Genomic DNA, 21481 nt, shown 5'->3' with positions numbered 1-21481 from the left:
GCAAAAATAAAAGTATTTTTTTTATTAGAGTATTGATGATTGCTTATTTTAGCTTGTTCAAACATTTTCTATTTTAGTTTTTATGATTTTAAAAAAGAAAAGATTATGGCAATTAAGTTTTGCGATGTCTTTAATACTATTGTTTTTAGCTTGTTCCAAACAAGATGTTATTCGCCCGGACATAAAAAATAAACTAACTAGCTTAGATAGTATTACGCAAACGCAAACAGAAGATTTTTTTTTAGAATTAGATAGTTTATTACAAAATAGGAAAGATTTAACATCCTTAGAACGTGCAATGTTGCTGTTTAAAAAAGGAGAATTTTTATATATAAATTTTAAATATCAAGAAGCATTTAATACGCATTTAAAGTGTTATAAATTATTTGTTGAATTAAATGATATTTATAACCAAGGGCGTAGTTTGATAACATTAAGTGGAGCAGCACTACATATGGGAGATGTAGAAACATCGCAAATATACGCGCTTAAAGCATTGCATTTGGCACAGTTAACAGAAGATAAAAGAATAGAAGGTAAAGCTTATAATCAACTATTTAATCTTCATTTTAAATTAAAAGATTATGACAAAGCTTTGTCCTATATAAAAATAACGGATAGTTTGTTTTCTAAAGAAATGGATACTACTTCTATTGTTTCAATAAAAAATAATATAGCTAGTGTTTATTTGCAATTAAGGGAGTATAATAAAGCTTTAAATAGTTATTCTGAAGCGATGGCTTTAAGTCAGTCTATACGGAATCCTGTCTTATTAGCAAGTGTTTTAAATAATATAGGTTACACTTACATTGATGCAGTGAAATATGAAAATGCAGAAAAATTTTTAAGAGGTGCTGCTACTTTAAATAACAATATAAAAGCAATAAATGCTGCGCCTTATAAAGGTTTGGGTAATTTGTTTTTGTTAAAATCTGAATACGACTCTGCAGCAGTTAATTATAAAAAGGCCCTAGATATTTATGTTGCTAATAAAAATGTAAAAGAGGAAATAGAGGTTAGAGGTAAGCTTATTGCTATTTCTATTTTGAAAGAAGATTTTGTTAAAGCTTTAGATAACCAAATAATTAGAGATAGCTTGCAATTGAATGTGAGTGCTTTAGAAAAAGATAGGCTCTTAAATTTTGCAAATGTTAATTATGAAGTAAAGAAAAAAGAAACAGAAATAAATCATCAAAAAGAAATAAATACAAGAAATCAATGGCTTTTAATAAGTACTATTTTGTTATTTATGTTTCTAGCCATTGCAACTGCTTTTTATGTGTATAATACCAAGTTAAGAGCAACAAATAAAGCATCAAAGTTAGAGCAAAGTTTGCTACGTGTACAAATGAATCCACATTTTATATTCAATACATTAGCTGCTATCCAGAATATAACTTTAGAAGGAAATGCTATAAAATCATCTAATTATATCGCTAAGTTTTCTAAGTTGATTCGGCAAAACTTCGATTATGTTAGAAAAGAATCAATCTCTTTAGATAAAGAAATTGCCATGATTTCTAATTATATAGAAACGCAACAATTACGCTTTAATAATGTTTTTTCGTATACTATAGAAATCGATCAATTGATGGATGTTTCTAAAATACAAGTGCCGCCAATGTTGCTACAACCTTTTTTAGAAAATGCCATAGAGTATGGTTTAAAAGAGAAAAAAGAGGATGGTAAATTATTGCTTCAAATAGAAAAGAAAGGAGATGAGTTGTTATTTGTTATTTTAGATAATGGAGTAGGTAGATCTGCAAAAGCAAAAGAAGAAGAAGTAACGGAGGACCTACATGCAACAACTATTTTTAAGGAGCGTTTAAAAATGAGGAAAAAAGGAGAAGAGAAATCATTTGTTCTTCAAGATTTATTTGATAAAAACAATAATCCTTCAGGAACAAAAGTATTTTTTAAATTAAAACTTTAATGATAAAAGCAGTTATAATAGAAGACGAATTTAATGCATTAAATACATTAGATAAATTGATTACCTATACTCAAAAAGACATTGAGGTTGTAGCTAAAATTGATAATGTTACAGATGCTATTTCATTTTTAAAAGAAGAAACTCCAGATTTAGTTTTCTTAGATATAGAGTTGATTGGTGGTAATGCATTCCAGATATTAGAAGCTTTAGATAGTATTGATTTCAAAATAATTTTTACGACTGCTTATGATGAATTTGCTATAAAAGCAATAAAGTTTGATACGATAGATTATTTGTTGAAACCGATAGATTCAGAAGAACTATCAGAGTGTATAGATAGGTTTAGAGTTGGTTTTAAAAAAGAACAAGTTTATAAAAATGCATTAAACCAAGTTTCTGAAATTAATAAAAAAGAAATTGACAAAACCTTATTAATTAAAACAGCAGATGCACAATATTTTCTTCAAACAAAAGACATTGTTCGTTGTCAGTCTGATGGTGCGTATACCATTTTTCATACTGTAGATAAAAAAATAATGAGTGCTCGTAATCTAAAATATTATGAGAATATTCTAAGTGAACACACTTTTGTGCGCATACATCAATCACATTTAGTGAATATAAAATACATAAAAACCATTAACGCTAATAACACTGTTTACTTAACAAATGGCGAGAAAATACCTGTTGCTACTCGTAAAAAATCGTACTTAAAACAGATTTTAGATACATTATAAAAGCAATTATAAAACGAAGAACGACAAATGTAAAACGGTTTTAAAAACATCCTAATCAAATATTAGTTTTGAGGTAAATAAACAAATAACCTTTAAATTAAAATATCATGGGATTAAAAGAAAACAGATTTACAAAAACATTTCAAGAAGAACAATTTCCAGAATTAAAAGCACAAATAAATGAAGCTGCTGGTTTTGATGTTACTTTAAACATTGAATGGAGCACTTTATTTGAAGATCGTTTTTTACATCTTTATTCAGATTCATACCCAAAAATATATTTCTTACCAATTATAGAAGCTTTTAAATCTATTGCTAGTGACGATATGGGAAAAGAAGCATTAGCAGAAAGCTTAAAAGAAATACACATATTAAATACCAAAGATCATCACAATCCTGCTAATGGATTCACATTTTCAAATGGAGTTTTAACGATAGATCATAGTCCTATTTCAAATGCACCAGACGTTAATAGTAGAATTAAAGTGCTTGTTAACTTATTGGAAAATAATTTATAAGAAGCATTTTATATTTAGTGTAATTGGTAAAAGATATTGGTATGCATAAAATGATTTTATATAGTTTTTTAATTGGAATTTTATTCTTGTTTGTAGGTTGTGGAGTTTCTAATACGAACGCAAAAAAAGGGTTTGTAGCGTATTTAAAAGAGCACCATAATAACAAGTATGAAATTATAACTTTTGAAAGAAATTTTAATGCTGCCAATATGGATCCTAATTTATACTGGGTAGAATTAGCACTTAAAGAAAACCTTAAAGTTGTTATCAATTTTGAATGGGATGCAAAAGATAAAGCACTTTGTGTTTCGTCTCATGATACTGAAGATAGGAGTATTAAGGCGTTAACAGATTATCAGAAACAAGAAATTGTATTGAGAGAAGAACTGTACGAAGTGTTAGATGAAGATGTTTTAAGTGTTGATATAAATGTCTTTAATCATTCCATTAGTATTAGTTTAAAATCTGAACCTACATTTAATAAGTTTCATTGTTTTTCAAATAAAATTGGTAACGTTTTAGATAAATATCCAAATATCTGGACAAGAGAAGCTCATATAGATTTTAAAATAGAAAGAGAAGAAAAGGGTTTTTATGAATTGATAGTAAAGCCCACTGCGTATAATGATAGCACAGAATTATATAGATATAAGCAAAATGCTATTGTTGCAAATAATTATGGATCTGTAAAGGCAGAAAATATAGATTACATAATAAGAAAAGAATTTTCTAAGCCAAATTCTCCTGTTTTTTTAAGCAATATTTGGGTCAATCAAAAAGATTTAAATTCATTTTATATCGCTTTTGAAAAACATGAACCAAGAAAAAGACTAGAGAAAAATCAGCCTTTAACCGAAGTAGTAGGGATGTATTTAGTTGAAATGAATTATCCGAATTTAAAAAAGAAAAATTTAACCTACTACGATTACAAAACTACAGATAAAGACGACATTTTTCTTTATTTATCTTCACAGTTGCCACAAGATTACCAATATCTCATAGCAGATTTATAACACTATTTTTTATCATGAAAAACACACATTATTATAAAGCGTTTGTAGCCCAAACGCCAGAGGAAATCTTACGATCTGTTTTTAAGAAAAAAGAAGACATTTTAATTGCTATTTCATTAAACAATGGAGGTTATGTAGAAGGCATAATTTTAGATTTAAAAGAGGACAATAACCATAATAAATCGGTTTGTCTCCTTTCTCCGCAAGAAGAAGTAGCTTTTTTAAACCTACATAGTATTGCAATGATTACCATAAAACAACCTAAAAAAATGGTTGTAGAATTATCTAAAGGAGTTATAAGTAGGCCTTTATCATCAGAAAACGAAAATTTAACTGTTTTGCAACTAAAACGTTGGTTGCAAAGTGAAAAAAGTTTACTTGGAAGTCAGATAAAAGAATTTGATATCAATGATATTTCTCTAAGTGAAATAAATACCAGGCTTAATATTCAGGATGTTTTTACAGCATTAAAAAGTGCGATACATCAAATTGTAACAGACGAATTAGGTAAAGAAGCTTGGCAAGGAGTAGATACTATTATTCTACAACAAGCAGATAAATTAGATCTTAAATATCAGGGAGAAACAATAACCATATCAATACCTATTGATAAAGCATTACCAGAAAAATTAGCTACTATTTTTGAAGAAAAACTACTTCAAATATTATAAAATAAAATAAAAACAAAATTAATAAAATTAAAATAATAGAATTATGGGACTTAAAGAAAAAAGAATTATCCAAGCATTTCAAAAAGAATTATTTCCAGCATTAGAAACAGAAATTAATACGGCAGCAGGTTTTACTGTTCCTTTAAATATTTCTTGGAACACTTTAATGGAAGATCGATTTTCTCATTTATATAATGATACGTTTCCTAAAATCTATTTTCTGCCATTAATAGAAGCCTTTAAAGCTATTTGTGTTGATGATATGGGTGTGGAGCTTTTAAAAGCCGGATTAAAAGAAGTTGTTATCGTTAATGAAAATGACGAACATAATTTAGACCGTGCGATTACTTTTGAAGACGCTGTTTTAAAAATTGATCACAGTCCTATTGTTAACGCAGATAATGTAGATCGTAGAACTGCTCGTATTATTTCTTTATTAGAAGATAAACTAGAAGAATTTGCAGAAGGAACTCCAGCAGCAGCAGCTGAAACGGCAACATCTGAAACAGAAAACAAACAAGCAGCCACAGAGGAGCAAGAAAATAAAGTAAGTATTCAAGAATTGTACAATCAATCTTTTGTAATTTCTAATGAAAGACAAGTAATTTTTGCCGAAACAGTAAAAGGATTAGATTGGAATTGCGATATGTTAGAAGGTAAATTAACGTATGGTACCGATAAAGTTTTTGATATTCAGGTTATTGGTACGTATTCCGAAAATGAAAAAAGTTGGTTATGGGCTTGGGGAAATACACAAGGTGGTATTCCTGAAAAGTTTTTACAAACATCATTAGTAGTAAAAGCAATAGGTGAAGCTTATAAAATTGAAGATATGATAACTCCTAAGAAAGAATTTAGTTCAGATCCAGGAGCTTATTTTTCTACGATTGCTTCTTCTATGGGACAGGAAAGCTGTTTTGTTCCTTTAGTTTTTAAAGGATTAACTGTTTATGTTACTATTAAATCTGAAGAATTAGATAATAAGGCTATTACTGAGCCTGCATTGATGTGTTCTCATTTTACAGAATCTGCTGCCAATTATAGATTTCCACATAAATACAGTTTATACTTTTATCTAAAAGGAAAAGGATATGACGTAGAGTTGCCAGGAAACAACATCGTTGCTAAAAAAGGAGATGATCAGATTTTAGGAATTTTCGATTTAAAAGGAAAAATAATGAAAATTTCTAATTCAAAAATAACAGTTCAAGCTTAAAAAGTATGTCATATATAGCGGAAACACTTTCAGATTTAGAAAAAGAACATCAAGCAGCTTTAAATACGGCGCAGGAAAAAATGTTAACCGATTTAAATGATGCACAAGCATCAGGAAATTTCGATAAAATACAAGAAGCTAGTATTGTTTTTCAAAATTTAACAACAGAATTAGCGGCAGAGTATACCAAACGTATTGAAGATATAAATGCTTTAAATCATAAGGCAGAAGTAGAAACCGTAGAAGGTATCTATACAAATAATAGGGCTGATATTGATTTAAACTTATTAGTTTATGATGGTGATAGAGATTATGTTATTGCTTTTCAACAAGACGATTTAATACAAAAAACGTTAGAAAAAGTAAATAAGAATAGTGGTAAATTTAAGTCTAGAAAGCATTTATTAAAATCTAGTTTAAGGTTAACAAAGACTTTAGCACCAATGCTTCATGAAATAGGAGAGCATTGTAAAAAAACGCTAAAGCTTAAGGCTGATATAGAGTTTTTTGTATATCAAGGGGATACTTTTAATGCTTCTTGTTATCCGCCAGACGATAATAAATTATACATTATTTTATCATCCGGAATTCTGGAGCGTTTCTCTAAAGAGGAATTAACTTTTGTTGTTGGTCATGAAATAGGACATGTGCTTTTTGAGCATTTCGATTATCCTGTAAGACAAATATTAGATACAGGAGAAAATGATTTAGCGCCAATTCATGCAATGAAATTGTATGCTTGGAACAGAAATGCAGAAATTAGTGCAGATAGAGCAGGTTTATTGTGTTGTCAAAATTTTGAAGCTGTTGGGCGTACTTTCTTTAAATTATCATCAGGAGTAACAACAGATTCTTTAGATTTTCAATTAAATGCGTACATAGAACAATTTGTAGATTTAGAAGAGGTTTTAAACGATTCTAATTTAGATCCTTCAGATTGGTATAGTACTCATCCGTTTAGCCCGTTAAGAATTAAAGCTTTAGAACTTTTTAATAAAAGTGAAACCTATGCAGCTTTTAATGAGTCTATTTCTGGTGAAATTACTGAGGAAGCTATGGAGGTTGAAATTAAGCGAATTATGTCTTTAATGGAGCCTGAGAATTTAGAGGATGAAGGTGAGCATTCTGAGAAAATACAACGTTTAATGTTTTTAGGAGGCTATTTAATTTCTAATGCAGATGGTGTTGTAGACGATTCGGAAATACAAGCATTAAGCAGTATTGTAGCTCCGAAGGTTTTTGCCAATTGTATGATGACCATAAAAGGACTTACAGAAGATGAAATGATTAGTGAAGTACAACAACTTACCAAAGATTTAGATGTTGTGTTGTCTGTGATGCAGAAGCTTAACATTTTAAGAGATTTATCTATTATTTCTTATGCTGATGGAGAAATAGATGATAGCGAAGTAAATGTTTTGTACAATTTAGCAAGGCTTTTATATATCAATACAGATTTTATAGATCGTGTTATTGGGGATGCACAAGGTGTTTAAATAAATACTGTTTAAGAGTTGGGGGACTTTTATTACAGTTAATTAGAAAGGTAGTGATTTTATATTACTGCCTTTTTTTTAAACTTTTATGCTTTTAATATATTTAATTTTGGTTTTTGTAGATCATATTATTGTTGAACCATAATGAGATTAATACATAATTAATAAACACTGTTTAAGGATTGGGGGATTCTTATTACAGTTAGTTAGAAAGGTGGTAATTTTATATTACTGCCTTTTTTTAAACCCTAAAGCTACTGAAACTTCTTGTTCTAGTAATTTTCTATTGAACATACTATCGATAAAAAAAACAGAATTATAGGTGCAATATCTAAAGTAGATGATGTCAAATCTACTCCAAATTCTATTTTTAACTTCATCATCACAGGTTTTTATAAAACTAAAACCAAGGCTTTTGAGACAATGTCATTCCATTAGGTCTTGTGTTTTTCTAGTTGATAAAAATGTAACTGTTATTTTTTAATTGATATTGAATTCCATACCCCGATAGTTGTTTTTTTTCATAAACTAGGATGCCAAGTTTTGGTGTATTTGCTTTTTGGGTTGTTTATTCTAATTTTATTGCACAATAAAATATTCCTTTTTTGAAATTTAATTTATGCTGTTTTTATGTAGAAAAAGGAAAGAGATAAATGGGAAATAAGGTAGTCTAAGAAGTTTGTAAAAGCTAAAATCCGCTCATTAAGAACGGATTTTGTAAATAGTTTAAGTATAAAATTGTTTTTAATAAACCTTTTATTTAGTTGTAACAATTATAACACCGTTAGCACCTCTTACACCATATCTAGTAGTTTCTGGTCCTTTTAAAACCGTTACAGATTTAATATCTAAAGGTCTAATGTTACCAAAAATTTCTTTTGATACAGTTGTTTCATTTAATATAAATAAGGGAGTCATATCTCCATTTATAGAATTGTATCCTCTAATTGTTATTTCCTCGTCAGATGATACATTAACTCCGGCTATTTGTCCTCTTAAATAATCATAAATAGAATTAAATTGACTTGAGTCTGAACTTTTTTGTGTTTTAGTATTTTTAGAAACGGGTAGGTCATTTCCCTTTTCAATTTTTATAATGATGTTTTCTTTTCCGTTGTATGCTATTTTTTTAATCCCAATTTTTGGATGAAAAGCACTAATCTCTTTTGGTGTCGATTTTAGTTTTGTCTTAAAAACCCCGCTAGAGTTTGTCCATACATTTTGTTTTACATCGTCTAAAAGGATAATAGCCCCAGAAACAGGTTTGTTATTAACATCTTTAACCCTAATTGTAATGTTTTTGTTCTGAGAATTCATCCCAAGGCTAAAGAATAAGGACGTTAATAGAATAATAAAATGTCTTTTTGTTACCATAATTTTTTATATTTAATGCTAAATATAGCTTTTTATTACATATTCCTTCTATATTGTCCTCCAACTTTAAATAAAGCCTCTGTAATTTGTCCTAAAGAGCACACTTTGGTTGCTTCCATTAATATATCAAATAAGTTTTCATTTTGTATGGCTGCTTCTTGTAAAATTGCAATTTGTTTTGCAACTTTCTTCGGATTTGCTTTGTTGAGGTTTTCTTTCGTTTTAATTTGATGTTGCTTTTCTGTTTCCGTTGCTCTAATAATTTCTGCAGGTTGAACGGTTGGAGATCCTTTAGAACTTAAAAAAGTATTTACTCCAATAATTGGGAATTCTCCATTGTGTTTCAAAGTTTCATAATACAAACTTTCTTCTTGTATTTTAGAACGTTGATACATGGTTTCCATGGCTCCTAAAACGCCTCCACGCTCTGTAATTCTATCAAATTCTTCTAAAACGGCAGCTTCTACCAAATCGGTTAATTCTTCAATAATAAATGCACCTTGAATTGGGTTTTCATTCTTCGTCAATCCTAATTCTTTGTTGATGATTAACTGAATAGCCATAGCTCTTCTTACAGATTCTTCTGTTGGCGTTGTAATGGCTTCATCATACGCATTGGTATGTAAAGAATTACAATTATCGTTAATTGCGTACAAAGCTTGTAGTGTAGTTCTTATATCATTAAAATCGATTTCTTGCGCGTGTAAAGAGCGTCCAGAAGTCTGAATATGATATTTTAACATTTGTGCTCTTGGGTTGGCACCGTATTTATTTTTCATGGCTTTTGCCCAAATTTTACGCGCAACTCTTCCTATTACAGAATATTCAGGATCTATTCCGTTAGAGAAAAAGAAAGATAAGTTTGGTCCGAATTTATTGATGTCCATTCCACGACTTAAATAATATTCTACATAGGTAAATCCGTTAGACAATGTTAAAGCCAATTGCGTAATTGGGTTTGCACCAGCTTCTGCAATATGATATCCAGAAATAGAAACCGAATAAAAGTTTCTAACTTGTTTTTCGATGAAATACTCTTGCACATCACCCATTAAACGCAACGCAAATTCGGTAGAAAAAATACAGGTATTTTGAGCCTGATCTTCTTTTAAAATATCTGCTTGCACAGTTCCTCTAACTTGAGCTAGTGTGTCTTTTTTTATTTGCTGATACACGTCAGAAGGTAAAACCAAATCACCAGTTAAACCTAGAAGCATTAAACCTAAACCATTGTTTCCTTCAGGTAATTCACCTTGATATTTTGGTCTCTCTAAACCTTTTAAATCATAAAACTCTATAAAAGTAGCTTCAACTTGTGCTTCTAATTTGTTTTCTATAATATATTTCTCACAATTCTGATCAATAGCTGCATTCATAAAAAAACCTAACAACATAGGTGCTGGTCCATTGATGGTCATTGAAACGGAAGTCATTGGGTGGCTTAAATCAAATCCAGAATATAATTTTTTAGCATCGTCTAAGCAACAAATTGAAACTCCTGCGTTTCCGATTTTTCCATAAATATCAGGTCTTTTACCAGGATCGTTTCCATATAATGTAACAGAATCGAAAGCGGTAGAAAGACGTTTTGCATCCATTCCAAGACTTACATAATGAAACCTTCTGTTTGTTCTTTCGGGACCACCTTCACCCGCAAACATTCTTGTAGGGTCTTCGCCGGTTCTTTTAAACGGATATAATCCAGCAGTGTAAGGGAACTCACCTGGAACATTTTCTTGTAAATTCCAACGTAATAAATCTCCCCAAGCTTGGTACTTTGGTAAAGCTATTTTAGGAATTTGTGTGTGTGATAAAGACTCTGAATGTGTTTCTATATTGATTTCTTTATCACGGACTTTAAACGTATAAATTGGGTTTTTATATTTCTGAACTTTCTCATTCCAGTTTAAAATAATTTCCCAGTTCAAAGGATGGAGGTTTAGTTTTGTTTTGTCGAATTGAGCAAGTAATAATTTTAAGAAGTAGGTTTCAGATTCCTCGTCACTCGTCCCTCTTTCTGTCGGAATGACATTCGACTTGTCATTCTGAACTTGTTTCAGAATCTCATTTTCATCAAGCCCTGTTTTAGTAAGAACAGATTGCTTCGTTCCTTGCAATGACTTATTATTTTCTGTAATAGAAAGTATTGTTTGGTAAATTCCGTACAATTTCTGAGCAACTACTACCTGATCATCAACATTTTGATCATACGTTCTATTACTTTCTGCAATTTCAGATAAATACCGAACTCTTGCAGGTGGAATTACAAATATCTTCTCAGACATTTCAGTGGTAATTTCCATGTTTGATTTTAAATCTGATCCTGTTTTTTCAACTAGCTTATCCATAATACTTTTGTATAAAGTATTCATTCCTGGATCGTTAAATTGGGATGCTATCGTACCATAAACAGGTAAATCATCTTGGTCTATATGCCAAAGATTGTTGTTACGCATGTATTGTTTCTTTACATCTCTAACAGCGTCTAATGCACCACGCTTGTCAAACTTATTAATGGCAACTAAATCCGCATAATCTAGCATGTCAATCTTTTCTAGTTGCGTTGCAGCACCAAATTCTGGTGTCATTACATACAAAGAAGTGTCTGAATGTTCTGTGATTTCTGTATCTGATTGTCCGATTCCTGAAGTTTCTAAAATAATTAAATCGAACTCTGCCGCTTTTAAAACAGCAATGGCTTCATTTACATTTTTAGATAAGGCTAGATTAGATTGGCGCGTTGCTAAAGAGCGCATATAAATGCGAGAATTATTTATGGAGTTCATTCTAATTCTGTCTCCTAAAAGTGCGCCACCTGTTTTTCTTTTTGATGGATCAACAGAAATAATTCCGATTGTTTTTTCTGGAAAATTAATTAAAAATCGACGTACCAATTCATCAACCAAAGAAGATTTTCCTGCACCACCAGTTCCTGTAATTCCTAAAACCGGAGTTTTAGAAGTTTTATTTTTAGTATGAATCTTCTCTAAAGTTTCTTTTGCAATTTCAGGAAAATTTTCTGCAGAAGAAATTACTCTTGCAATTTTACCAATTTCTTTATTTGCTAATTCTTTTACAGCTACATTTAATTTGTCTCCAATTGCAAAATCAGAAGTTTGTACTAAGTCATTAATCATTCCTTGCAAACCAAATTCTCTACCATCATCTGGAGAATAAATTTTTGTAATTCCATAATCCATCAATTCCTTTATTTCTTTAGGAAGGATTACGCCACCACCACCACCAAAAATTTTGATATGTTGAGCTCCTTTTTCTTTTAATAAATCAAACATGTATTTAAAATACTCAGTATGACCTCCTTGGTAAGAGGTAATTGCAATGGCATTTACATCTTCTTGAATGGCACAATTAACTACTTCTTCCACAGATCTATCGTGACCTAAGTGAATAACTTCAACGCCTGTGGCTTGAATAATTCTTCGCATTATATTTATAGATGCATCATGCCCATCAAAAAGAGCTGCAGCTGTAACAATACGTACTTTGTGTTTGGGTTTATAAGGAGTAATTTGTTTCATTCGTAAAATTTACATAAAATTAGTGTTATAATTTAGTGAATTATTGTAGAACACATATTTTTTTTAATGAATTATTTGTTTTGTAGGGCTTTAGGGTTAATTCCATTTACATATTCTTCAATAACATTGAGTTCTTTTGCATAAGAAAAACCATCAAATCCGTTTATTTTTTCTAAACCAACTGTTGCGTTATAATATTTTAAATAGAGAGAGGATAGTGGTAAATAAGTCCAATGCCATTTTTCTTCACTATAACCTGTTCTTCCATTTTCTTTAGAAGTATAGGGTTGATAAAAACCAAATGTATGCGCATTTTTTAACAACCAATTATATTCTTTTAACCCTTTTCCTTGTGTAAAATAAGAATTCGTAAGACTGTTAATATCCATATCTGTTCCCCAATGATGGCGTGAAGTGGAAGGCATAGAGCTAAATTCTAAAATCTTTTTTGCTCTTTCTAGAGGAGGTAAGTTTTTATATTTATCATTCCATTTGTAATCCCAAATACGTTTTTGGTGATCAAAATTTCTAGTTCCAGATAATATTGTAAATGAAATGCCCTCTTTTAAAGCAGCAGCATTCATTTGTAAAAAAGCTTCTAAAACTTCTTTTCTTAAATATATTTTTTTTGATGAGTTCTCTTTAGGAACAACTGTAAAATCTGAGTTTTCTGTATAATTAAATTTTCCTAAAACATAATTTATGTTTAGATATTTTGGAAATAACAAAGTGGAATCTTTTTCATTAGAAACTTCAGTAGTTTGTCTTGCAATTTTCTTTGGTGCTGGCTTGCAAACTTTAAAACATCCGAAGAAAAAAAGAATTACAATTAGTTTTAAAAGTATTTTATAAATGCCCAAAATTTTCGATTTTTTATATAGTTAAAATTATTTTCATTTTGATATGCTTCACGTTCGAAACTTAAATTTTTATAAGCTAGATATGCATTTTTATGGCTTAAAAATTTTAAAATCCACTCTAAACTATAAAAAATGTAGAAGAATATCAGTAGTAATTCAGCTTGCTGTTTTAAATGTATTTTTTCATGGTTTACTAAAACTTTATCATCTTTTAAATCCTTCTTTTTTAGAAGAATAAAAGGAAATAAAGTTATGCCAACAAAACCTTTTGGTATTAGGTGTTTAGTAATTAAAATCATTTCTTAAAATTAATCAATATTCATTACAATATAAATATATTTGGGTAAACTTCTTCACAAAAGATGATGAGGTAAGTAGTTTTTTAACCTGATTTTACAATTATCAATCAAATGTAGAAATAGATTTTTTTTTACAATGAATGTATTTCTATTTGTTATACGATTCATTTTGCTTGTTAATAAGAATTTTACGATTATTTTGGCATGTTTATTGCTGATTGTAAGAAGTCTAGAAGCATTTATAAACAACATTTTTTAATAGGAAGCAATGTTGTTTTAAGTACCTTTTTTGTAAATAATAAGGTAGTCTTGTAAACTATTTGAAAGTTGAACTAGGTTGTGAAAATACTTATTTGTCATGCTTTTAATTTTGCATATAGTGCTTTAATCGATTTAATAATATAAAACAAATCTCATGAAAAAAACATTTTTACTTCTGTTTAGTACTATGCTTTTAGCATCTTGTAGTGCTATAAAAGTTACAACCGATTATGATAATAAAGTAGATTTTACTCAATATAAAACGTTTGCTTTTTACAAACCAGGTATCGATAAAGCAGAAATTTCTGATTTAGATAAAAAAAGAATTTTACGTGCTATTGAGTCAGAATTATCAGCACAAGGATTTACAAAATCTGAAAATCCAGATATGTTGGTGAGTATTTTTACAAAATCTAGAGAAAAAGTAGATGTAAACCAAAATAACAATTTTGGCTATGGTTACGGTTGGGGATGGAGCCCTTGGATGATGGGAGGTAGAAATAATATTAGTGTTTCTCAATATACAGAAGGTACATTGTTTGTAGATTTTATTGATAGACAGAAAAAAGAATTGATTTGGCAAGGAATTGGAACTGGAGCTTTAAAACTTCAAAATAGAGAGAAAAAAGAAGCTAGAATTAAAGAGTTTGTAAAAGAGATTATCTCTAGATTTCCTCCAGAAAAAGATAAATAAAAATTAAAAAGCGTTCTTAGGAACGCTTTTTTTATGGATTATAAACTATTTTTGCAAAGTGTATAATAAAAGAGTAGCATTAGAGGAAGGTGATTTTTATGTAAACGAACAAGGTTATAAAGTGTTTACAGAAAAATTTCATCTTAAAAGAGGTCATTGCTGTAAAAGCGGTTGTAAACATTGTCCTTATGGATACGATAAGAAAACAGATAGTTTTAAATAAAAAAGTGACTTTTAAATCGAAAGAGTTTCTAAAGTGTAGATAAAATACAATAAAAATGATAAAAAGAATTTTAATTTTAGTCGTTGCCCTTCAGTTTGTAGGATGTGCAGAGTTACAAAATGTAGTGAATCAAGTAAGTCAAAATACAGGTTTAAGTGAAGAGCAAATAGGTAACGGACTGCGTGCAGCTTTAGACAACGGAATAAAAAATCAAGTTTCTAAATTAACTGCAACAGACGGGTTTTATAAAAATGATTTGGTAAAAATTATGTTGCCTGCAGAATTACAAGCTGTAGATAATGGTTTGCGTAAAATTGGTTTAGGTAACTTGGCAGATGAAGGTATTAAAGCCTTAAACAGAGCAGCTGAAGATGCTGTAAAAACTGCAACTCCAATTTTTGTAGATGCTGTAAAGGATATGACGTTTGCAGATGCAAAGAATATTCTTTTAGGTGACCAAAATGCTGCAACTTCTTACTTACAAGTAAAAACTACTGATAATTTAACGGCTAGTTTTAGTCCAGTAATTGAAAATTCTTTTTCTAAAGTAGGAGCAGATAAAATTTGGAGTAATTTAATTGGTAAATATAATTCTATTCCTTTTGTGAATAAGGTAGATCCAGATTTAACTAAATATGTAACAAACCAAGCCTTAAAAGGAGTGTTTACAATGATTGAAGTTGAAGAAGTAGGAATTAGAGAAAAAGCAAGTTTACGTACTTCTGCTTTATTAAAGCAAGTGTTTGCTTTGCAAGACTAGCAAATAATAATAATAATAATAATATCCCTTTACATTTTAAAGGTATTTAAGACTCACTATTTATAAATAGTGAGTCTTTTTTTGTTTGTTATTTATTGTGTAAGATTATCTTTTTTTCTGTAAAGAGTGAATCTGTTTTGTAACTATACTTTTTTGAATCTCATTAATTTTCAAAGTGTTAAAATGGTTTTTTTAGGTGATTTCTTTTGTTTTTTTGCGGAATAAAATGAAAAGAATTTGTTTGTGTCTTTTTTATAAATTTTAACTTTAGAAGGGTGGTGAGTGTGTAAAGTGCTTATAATTAAAGTTATAAGTGTAGGGGTGGCGTTATTAGTCTTTTTTTTAATATTTAAGAACATATTAACAAAACGAAAAAAAAACATGTTAATTTGATTGTTACTTTAATTGAGGAAAATGAAGTTAGAGGTTTTAGTTTAAGTAATACCTAATTCGTTAATTCATTAAATAATTAACTTTAAAATTATTATTTATGTGCTTTTAATGTGTAAATATTATCATATCTATTAACTTATTGTTAAATAAAAAATACTGTTTTTTATTGAGGAATGTTCAGTGTTTTATTGATAAGGGTGAATATTATTCAATAAAATTAATGTTTGTTATTTAAAAAATAAATAAATGTTAATCTTTATTTTTTATATTAAGAAAATTTTATGATTTTTGGAACATAATTAATTCAAATAGATATTACAATGAAAAAATTTTTTAAGGTATCCCTAATACTTTTTTTGGGGTTGATTGTGCAAGTTACTTTTGCTCAAAAGAAAACTATTTCTGGGACTGTCTCAGATGAGTCAGGGAGTTTACCTGGTGTAAGTGTTTTAGTAAAAGGTACTAGTATAGGAGTAGAAACAGATTTTGATGGAAACTACAAAATTGCTAGTAAAAGTGGCGACGTATTAGTTTTTAGTTACTTGGGGTACAAATCTACACAAAAGAAAGTAGGTGCTTCTTCTGTTATTAATGTAGTTTTACAAGAAGATAGTAGTGTTTTAGAAGAGGTTATTGTTGTTGCTTATGGTACAACAACTAAAGAAGCTTTTACGGGTTCTGCAAATGTTGTTGGAGCAAAAGATTTAGCACTTAGATCTGTAACGTCTCCAATTGGAGCTATTGAAGGTAAGGCAACTGGTGTGCAGTTTGTTGCAGCATCAGGTCAACCAGGTTCTTCTCCGTCAATTGTAATTCGTGGTGTTGGTACTCTTAACGGTAGTTCAACTCCTTTATACATTATAGACGGAATTCAGTTTGATGGTTCTTTAAGTTCGATCAATCAAGATGATATTGCTTCTATGACAGTTTTAAAAGATGCGGCTTCAACGTCATTATATGGTTCTAGAGCAGCAAATGGTGTAGTTATTATTACAACTAAAAAAGGAAGAAATAATAAAACAACTGTTAGTGCATCTACACAATACAGTGTTATTACAAGATCTGTACCTAATTATGATATGGTGGGAGCAGGTTCTTATTATGAGTTAATGTGGGAAGGTTACAAGAACACAATAGGTGGTGCAAATCCAGAAATTGAAGCTTCTGCAAAAATATTTAATCAATTAGGTTATAACCCATTTAATGTAGCAAATGATCAAATTGTTGGTACTGACGGTAAATTAAATCCTAATGCAGAACTTACATATGAGTCTTTAGATTGGTTCGATTTTTTAGAAAGAACTGGTAGTAGAAAAAATCACTCTGTAAATGTTGCTTCTGGTGGCGAAAATCATTCTATATTTTATTCTGCATCTTATTTAAAAGAAGAAGGATATGTTATTGAAAGTGATTATGAAAGAGTAACTAATAGATTAAATGCAGATTTTAAATTAACCGATAATATTTCTGCTGGTGGTAGTGTGTATATTACAGCTACAGATTCTCATGGACCAACTAGTGGAGGAGGGTCTTCTACAGCAAATCCTTTTAGTTGGGCTAATAGTTTAGGTCCTATTTACCCTGTTTATCAGGTAGATAGTAATGGTAAAATTGTAAATGATGCTTCAGGTAACCCTTTATACGATTTAGGAGAAGGATATCCAGATAGTAATATTCAAACAAGACCTTACAATCCTGGAAGACATGGTATTGCTGAGTTAATTTTAAATGAAGATCAAGATAAGTTAAACTTATATGGATTTAGAAATTATCTTGAAGTTAAGCTTGCAGAAGGATTAAAAGCTAAAGTAACTTATGGTAGAGATATTCAAGATAATATTACTAAAGGTTATGAGAACGAAACAGTAGGTGATGGAGCACCAACAGGTAGATATAGTGAAGATAGATACAGAAGAGTTATAGAGAATTTTAATCAAATTTTAACTTATAATACTTCTTTAAAAGATGTTCATAATATAGATGTTACTTTGGGGCATGAAAGTTTTGATAGAAACTTTTCTACATTAGGTGGTATTGCTAATACTCAAACTGCTACAGGTATTTATGAATTTGATAATTTTGCTGCGGGAGATAATGTAAATGGAAATAGTACAGATCATAGAATAGAAGGTTATTTTGCTAGATTAAACTATGATTTTGATAGCAAATATTACTTAAGTGCTTCTGTAAGAAGAGATGGTACTTCTAGATTTTCTAAAGATGCACGTTGGGGAACTTTTTATTCATTAGGTGGTTCTTGGAGAATTGATCAAGAAAAATTTATGGATAATGTTTCATTTATAGATCAATTAAAATTAAGAGCATCTTACGGTGAAATTGGTAATGAAAGAGTTGGTTCTTATTACGCTTCTCAAGCATTATATGAAATTATTCCTAACGCAGGTGCACCTGGTATTATTTGGAGTAATACAGGAAATGTAGAATTAGAGTGGGAAAACCAAGTTAGTTGGGATGTTGCTTTAGAATTTAGTATGTTTAATAATGTATTAGATGGTTCTGTAGAATTTTACAAAAAATCTTCTCAAGATTTATTATATGAATTAGGTATTCCTCTTTCAGAAGGATTAGATGTATTCCCTACAAACTTAGGAGATCTTTACAACCAAGGTATAGAAGTAAGTTTAACAGGTCACTTATTAAGAACAAAAGATTTTAATTGGGATTTAAGTGTGCAAGCGAGTACTTTTAAAAATGAAATTACAAAAATTGATAGTCCTGCAGATAACGGATCTAAACGTTGGGAAGAAGGAAGATCTATATATGATTACTATATTTACCATTATGCAGGAGTAGATGTAGATAATGGAGATGCTTTATACTATATGTTTGAAGATACAGATACAGGTGGAAGAACAGCTGTTTTAAATGCAGATGGAACACAGGCAACTACTAACGATTATCAAGAAGCTGGAGAAGCATTTACAGATAGTAGTAGTATTCCAGATTTATTAGGATCTATTTCTAACTCGTTTAGATATAAACAATTTTCTTTAGATTTCTTATTTACTTTTGGTATTGGAGGAGATGTTTTAGATAGTGGATATTCTTCATTAATGCACCCAGGTACTTTTGGTAGAGCTTTACATGTAGATGCAGAAAATGCTTGGAGAGCTCCAGGAGATATTACAGACGTACCTCGTTTAGAAAACGGAAACCCTAACCAAACAATTGGTGGTTCTACTCGTTTCTTAACAGACGCATCTTACCTTTCTTTAAAAAACGTAAACTTAGGATATAGTTTTGATAAGGATGTTGCAGAAAAATTAGGTTTAAGTAATTTACGTATTTCTCTTTCTGGTGAAAATATTTTTATTAGTACAGAAAGAACAGGTTTAAATCCTCAATATAGTTTATCTGGTACATCAGGCGGATATGATTATAGTCCTTCTAGAACAGTAACTTTAGGGTTAAATTTAACTTTCTAGAAATTATTAAATTATAAATTATAAATAAAATATTATATTATGTTACGAAAAATTAATCTATTAATTTTAGGATTATTAGTAGTATTTGTTACTAGTTGTGAAGAAGAATTTCTAGAAACAACACCAACAGATTCTATTGCAGAGGCAGATGCTTTTGCAAGTGTAGACAATATGTTTTTGGTATTAAATGGACTGCATAGAGTAATGTATGCTCAAAATCCTATATCAGGAGGAACTTCAAGTAGAAGTGGACAGAGTTTTTATATGCCAGCTTTAGATGCCATGGGCGCTCAAATGATTCATTCATCACCAGGAAATGGTTGGATGACAAATGAATTAAGATGGTTAACACATACCAATGCAAATTTTACAACAGTAAGTAATTTTTGGTACATGCGTTACCATATTATAGCATCATCTAACAATTTAATTAATTTAATTGAATCAAATGGTTTTCCAAAAGCAGATGAAGATGTAAGAAATATTCTTGGTCAAGCTTATGCGTATAGAGCTTGGGCGTATCATCAGTTAATTTCAACATTTGCAAAAGGGTACTTAATTGGTGATCCTGCTACAGATGCTGGTGTTCCTTTATTGTTAATTACAGGTACTCCTTATACAAGTGCTCCTAGATCTACAGTTCAAGTTGTTTACGATCAAATAAATTCAGATATCGCAAATTCTATTAGTTTCTTTGATGGTGCTTCTAGTCCAGAAAATAAATCTCATTTATCTATAAATGCAGCTCAAGGTTTAAAAGCAAGAATAGATTTAACACAAGGTAAATGGCAAGATGCAGCAGATGCGGCAGTAGCTGCACGTGAAGGTTTTCCTTTGTTAGATGAAGCTACTTGGTTATCTGGTTTTAATACAGTAGATCTTTCTGAAGTAATTTGGGGAGGAACTGTTATTGAGTCAGAAACAAACTTTTTCCAATCTTTCTTCTACTTTATTAGTCCAACTTTTAATGGAAGTCAAAATAGATCAAACCCTAAGTTAATGAATAAAGAAGTTTATGATGCAATTCCATCTACAGACTTTAGAATTAACATGGCATTACCATGGGCTCCAAATACAAATTCTTCTGCATCTAATGGCGAAGGTGGTAGTTTTGAGACTGATCCTAATTATGATACTGAAGAAGAATTTTTTGCAGCTAAAGATTCAGTTATAGATAAATACGGTATGACTTCTGCGCACAACACACACCCATATATGGCGGTTAAGTTTTTACAGAAAAATCCAGGATCTATTGATCCAGATGATGTTCTTTATATGCGTTCATCAGAAATGTATTTAATAGAAGCAGAAGCTAAAGCAATGTTATCAGATGTTTCAGGTGCTCAAACAGCTCTTCAGGCTTTTGGATCAGCAAGAGATACTGATTATGATTCTTCTGTATTTACTTCTGTAGATGCTTTAATGGATCACATTAAATGGCAAAGAAGAGTAGAACTTTATGGAGAAGGATTTAGTTTTCATGATCACATCCGTTGGGATGAAGGAATTGATTTAACTAATTCTGGAGCTGATGATAATTTATATAGAGATGGTTTTATTCAAGAAAAGCCTTCTTTAAATGACGGTTGGATTTGGAAAATTCCACAAGCAGAAATTGATGCAAATCCAAACTTAACTGAAGCGGATCAAAATTAAGAAAACTTAGTTTTTTTATAAATATAAAAGCCATCTCGAAAGAGGTGGCTTTTTTACGTGTTTTATTTAATAATAAAAAAATAAAAGTGTTTTTAAGTAAATGATACTTTTTTTTAAATTAAATTTTAGTAGAATATTTTAATTTTATCAATTCGTCTTTTTTTGTTTTATAAGTCTAAAGTGTGTAATTGATAAATTAAGGTTAAATATATTTTTATATAGTAAATTGTTGGTATTAAAATTATCAAATTAATTATTCTTTAAAAAGGTTTGAATTACATTATTGTTATCATATTTTATTTTTTGTTGAATTTTATTTATTATTATTTCTTTTTTATTGAATAATCATTAAATAAAAGTGCTGTTATATTTTTTATTTTAAGAAAAATTTA

Annotated in this window: 16 protein-coding genes; 12 read left to right on the top strand and 4 right to left on the bottom strand. The window is 29.7% G+C overall.

Annotated elements, in window-relative coordinates; translation table 11 throughout:
• Positions 1-124: 124 nt before the first annotated feature.
• The 7 genes from H0I29_RS03175 (at position 125) to H0I29_RS03145 (ending at position 7584) form a co-directional block, all read left to right on the top strand.
• Positions 125-1933, top strand: coding sequence for a histidine kinase (locus H0I29_RS03175; RefSeq protein ID WP_254712688.1), 1809 nt, complete (start codon positions 125-127; stop codon positions 1931-1933).
• Positions 1933-2670, top strand: a complete 738-nt coding sequence (locus H0I29_RS03170; protein WP_218754403.1) for a LytTR family DNA-binding domain-containing protein — start codon at positions 1933-1935, stop codon at positions 2668-2670. The genes H0I29_RS03175 and H0I29_RS03170 overlap by 1 nt, the downstream gene beginning before the upstream one ends.
• 107 nt (positions 2671-2777) lie before the next feature.
• On the top strand, positions 2778-3188 hold the full coding sequence (locus tag H0I29_RS03165; protein ID WP_218754402.1) for a hypothetical protein: 411 nt from the start codon (positions 2778-2780) through the stop codon (positions 3186-3188).
• Between the two features lie 50 nt (positions 3189-3238).
• Positions 3239-4201 (top strand): hypothetical protein, encoded by a 963-nt coding sequence (locus H0I29_RS03160; protein ID WP_218754401.1) that lies wholly within the window; start codon positions 3239-3241, stop codon positions 4199-4201.
• A gap of 14 nt (positions 4202-4215) precedes the next feature.
• Positions 4216-4872 (top strand): hypothetical protein, encoded by a 657-nt coding sequence (locus H0I29_RS03155; RefSeq protein ID WP_218754400.1) that lies wholly within the window; start codon positions 4216-4218, stop codon positions 4870-4872.
• 43 nt (positions 4873-4915) lie between these two features.
• A complete protein-coding gene (locus H0I29_RS03150) occupies positions 4916-6088 on the top strand; it encodes a DUF6882 domain-containing protein (RefSeq protein ID WP_218754399.1) in 1173 nt (390 codons plus the stop codon).
• A gap of 5 nt (positions 6089-6093) precedes the next feature.
• Positions 6094-7584: a M48 family metallopeptidase gene (locus H0I29_RS03145; protein WP_218754398.1), complete on the top strand. Its 1491-nt coding sequence runs from the start codon at positions 6094-6096 to the stop codon at positions 7582-7584.
• A 756-nt stretch (positions 7585-8340) separates the two neighbouring features.
• Here H0I29_RS03145 and H0I29_RS03140 read toward each other — a convergent pair.
• The 4 genes from H0I29_RS03140 to H0I29_RS03125 all read right to left on the bottom strand — a co-directional run bounded on the left by H0I29_RS03140 (position 8341) and on the right by H0I29_RS03125 (position 13656).
• Complete coding sequence (locus H0I29_RS03140; RefSeq protein WP_218731356.1) at positions 8341-8958, bottom strand: TonB-dependent receptor plug domain-containing protein; 618 nt, start codon at positions 8956-8958, stop codon at positions 8341-8343.
• 35 nt (positions 8959-8993) lie between these two features.
• Positions 8994-12497, bottom strand: a complete 3504-nt coding sequence (locus tag H0I29_RS03135) for a methylmalonyl-CoA mutase family protein (RefSeq protein ID WP_218754397.1) — start codon at positions 12495-12497, stop codon at positions 8994-8996.
• Between the two features lie 71 nt (positions 12498-12568).
• Complete coding sequence (locus H0I29_RS03130) at positions 12569-13357, bottom strand: M15 family metallopeptidase (protein ID WP_218754396.1); 789 nt, start codon at positions 13355-13357, stop codon at positions 12569-12571.
• The gene (locus tag H0I29_RS03125) at positions 13333-13656 is read right to left on the bottom strand and encodes a hypothetical protein (RefSeq protein ID WP_218754395.1); all 324 of its coding nucleotides are present in this window, start codon (positions 13654-13656) and stop codon (positions 13333-13335) included. Before H0I29_RS03125 ends, H0I29_RS03130 begins: the two co-directional genes overlap by 25 nt.
• A gap of 415 nt (positions 13657-14071) precedes the next feature.
• On the opposite strand from H0I29_RS03125, the gene H0I29_RS03120 reads away from it, so the two are divergent.
• From H0I29_RS03120 to H0I29_RS03100, 5 genes are all read left to right on the top strand, one after another.
• Positions 14072-14611 carry a DUF4136 domain-containing protein gene (locus H0I29_RS03120; RefSeq protein WP_218754394.1) on the top strand — a complete coding sequence of 180 codons (540 nt, stop codon included), beginning with the start codon at positions 14072-14074 and terminating at the stop codon, positions 14609-14611.
• A 58-nt stretch (positions 14612-14669) separates the two neighbouring features.
• Entirely contained in the window at positions 14670-14834 is a 165-nt protein-coding gene (locus tag H0I29_RS03115; RefSeq protein WP_165732325.1) for a DUF5522 domain-containing protein, read from the top strand.
• A 55-nt stretch (positions 14835-14889) separates the two neighbouring features.
• Positions 14890-15594 carry a DUF4197 domain-containing protein gene (locus H0I29_RS03110; RefSeq protein ID WP_218731351.1) on the top strand — a complete coding sequence of 235 codons (705 nt, stop codon included), beginning with the start codon at positions 14890-14892 and terminating at the stop codon, positions 15592-15594.
• 713 nt (positions 15595-16307) lie between these two features.
• On the top strand, positions 16308-19433 hold the full coding sequence (locus H0I29_RS03105; RefSeq protein WP_218754393.1) for a TonB-dependent receptor: 3126 nt from the start codon (positions 16308-16310) through the stop codon (positions 19431-19433).
• A gap of 39 nt (positions 19434-19472) precedes the next feature.
• Positions 19473-21089, top strand: coding sequence for a RagB/SusD family nutrient uptake outer membrane protein (locus H0I29_RS03100; protein ID WP_218731349.1), 1617 nt, complete (start codon positions 19473-19475; stop codon positions 21087-21089).
• Positions 21090-21481 lie beyond the last annotated feature (392 nt).

The organism is Polaribacter sp. R2A056_3_33, assembly GCF_019278485.1.
GTDB lineage: Bacteria > Bacteroidota > Bacteroidia > Flavobacteriales > Flavobacteriaceae > Polaribacter.
Note: the sequence above shows the minus strand (reverse complement) of the source record. Positions and strands in the feature narration are given on the sequence as shown.

What these genes read in the sequence shown, in the direction of transcription:
- H0I29_RS03175 (WP_254712688.1), top strand. Translation starts at nt 125, where the DNA reads ATGTCTTTAATACTATTGTTTTTAGCTTGTTCCAAACAAGATGTTATT.
- H0I29_RS03170 (WP_218754403.1), top strand. Translation starts at nt 1,933, where the DNA reads ATGATAAAAGCAGTTATAATAGAAGACGAATTTAATGCATTAAATACA.
- H0I29_RS03165 (WP_218754402.1), top strand. Translation starts at nt 2,778, where the DNA reads ATGGGATTAAAAGAAAACAGATTTACAAAAACATTTCAAGAAGAACAA.
- H0I29_RS03160 (WP_218754401.1), top strand. Translation starts at nt 3,239, where the DNA reads ATGATTTTATATAGTTTTTTAATTGGAATTTTATTCTTGTTTGTAGGT.
- H0I29_RS03155 (WP_218754400.1), top strand. Translation starts at nt 4,216, where the DNA reads ATGAAAAACACACATTATTATAAAGCGTTTGTAGCCCAAACGCCAGAG.
- H0I29_RS03150 (WP_218754399.1), top strand. Translation starts at nt 4,916, where the DNA reads ATGGGACTTAAAGAAAAAAGAATTATCCAAGCATTTCAAAAAGAATTA.
- H0I29_RS03145 (WP_218754398.1), top strand. Translation starts at nt 6,094, where the DNA reads ATGTCATATATAGCGGAAACACTTTCAGATTTAGAAAAAGAACATCAA.
- H0I29_RS03140 (WP_218731356.1), bottom strand. Translation starts at nt 8,958, where the DNA reads ATGGTAACAAAAAGACATTTTATTATTCTATTAACGTCCTTATTCTTT.
- H0I29_RS03135 (WP_218754397.1), bottom strand. Translation starts at nt 12,497, where the DNA reads ATGAAACAAATTACTCCTTATAAACCCAAACACAAAGTACGTATTGTT.
- H0I29_RS03125 (WP_218754395.1), bottom strand. Translation starts at nt 13,656, where the DNA reads ATGATTTTAATTACTAAACACCTAATACCAAAAGGTTTTGTTGGCATA.
- H0I29_RS03120 (WP_218754394.1), top strand. Translation starts at nt 14,072, where the DNA reads ATGAAAAAAACATTTTTACTTCTGTTTAGTACTATGCTTTTAGCATCT.
- H0I29_RS03110 (WP_218731351.1), top strand. Translation starts at nt 14,890, where the DNA reads ATGATAAAAAGAATTTTAATTTTAGTCGTTGCCCTTCAGTTTGTAGGA.
- H0I29_RS03105 (WP_218754393.1), top strand. Translation starts at nt 16,308, where the DNA reads ATGAAAAAATTTTTTAAGGTATCCCTAATACTTTTTTTGGGGTTGATT.
- H0I29_RS03100 (WP_218731349.1), top strand. Translation starts at nt 19,473, where the DNA reads ATGTTACGAAAAATTAATCTATTAATTTTAGGATTATTAGTAGTATTT.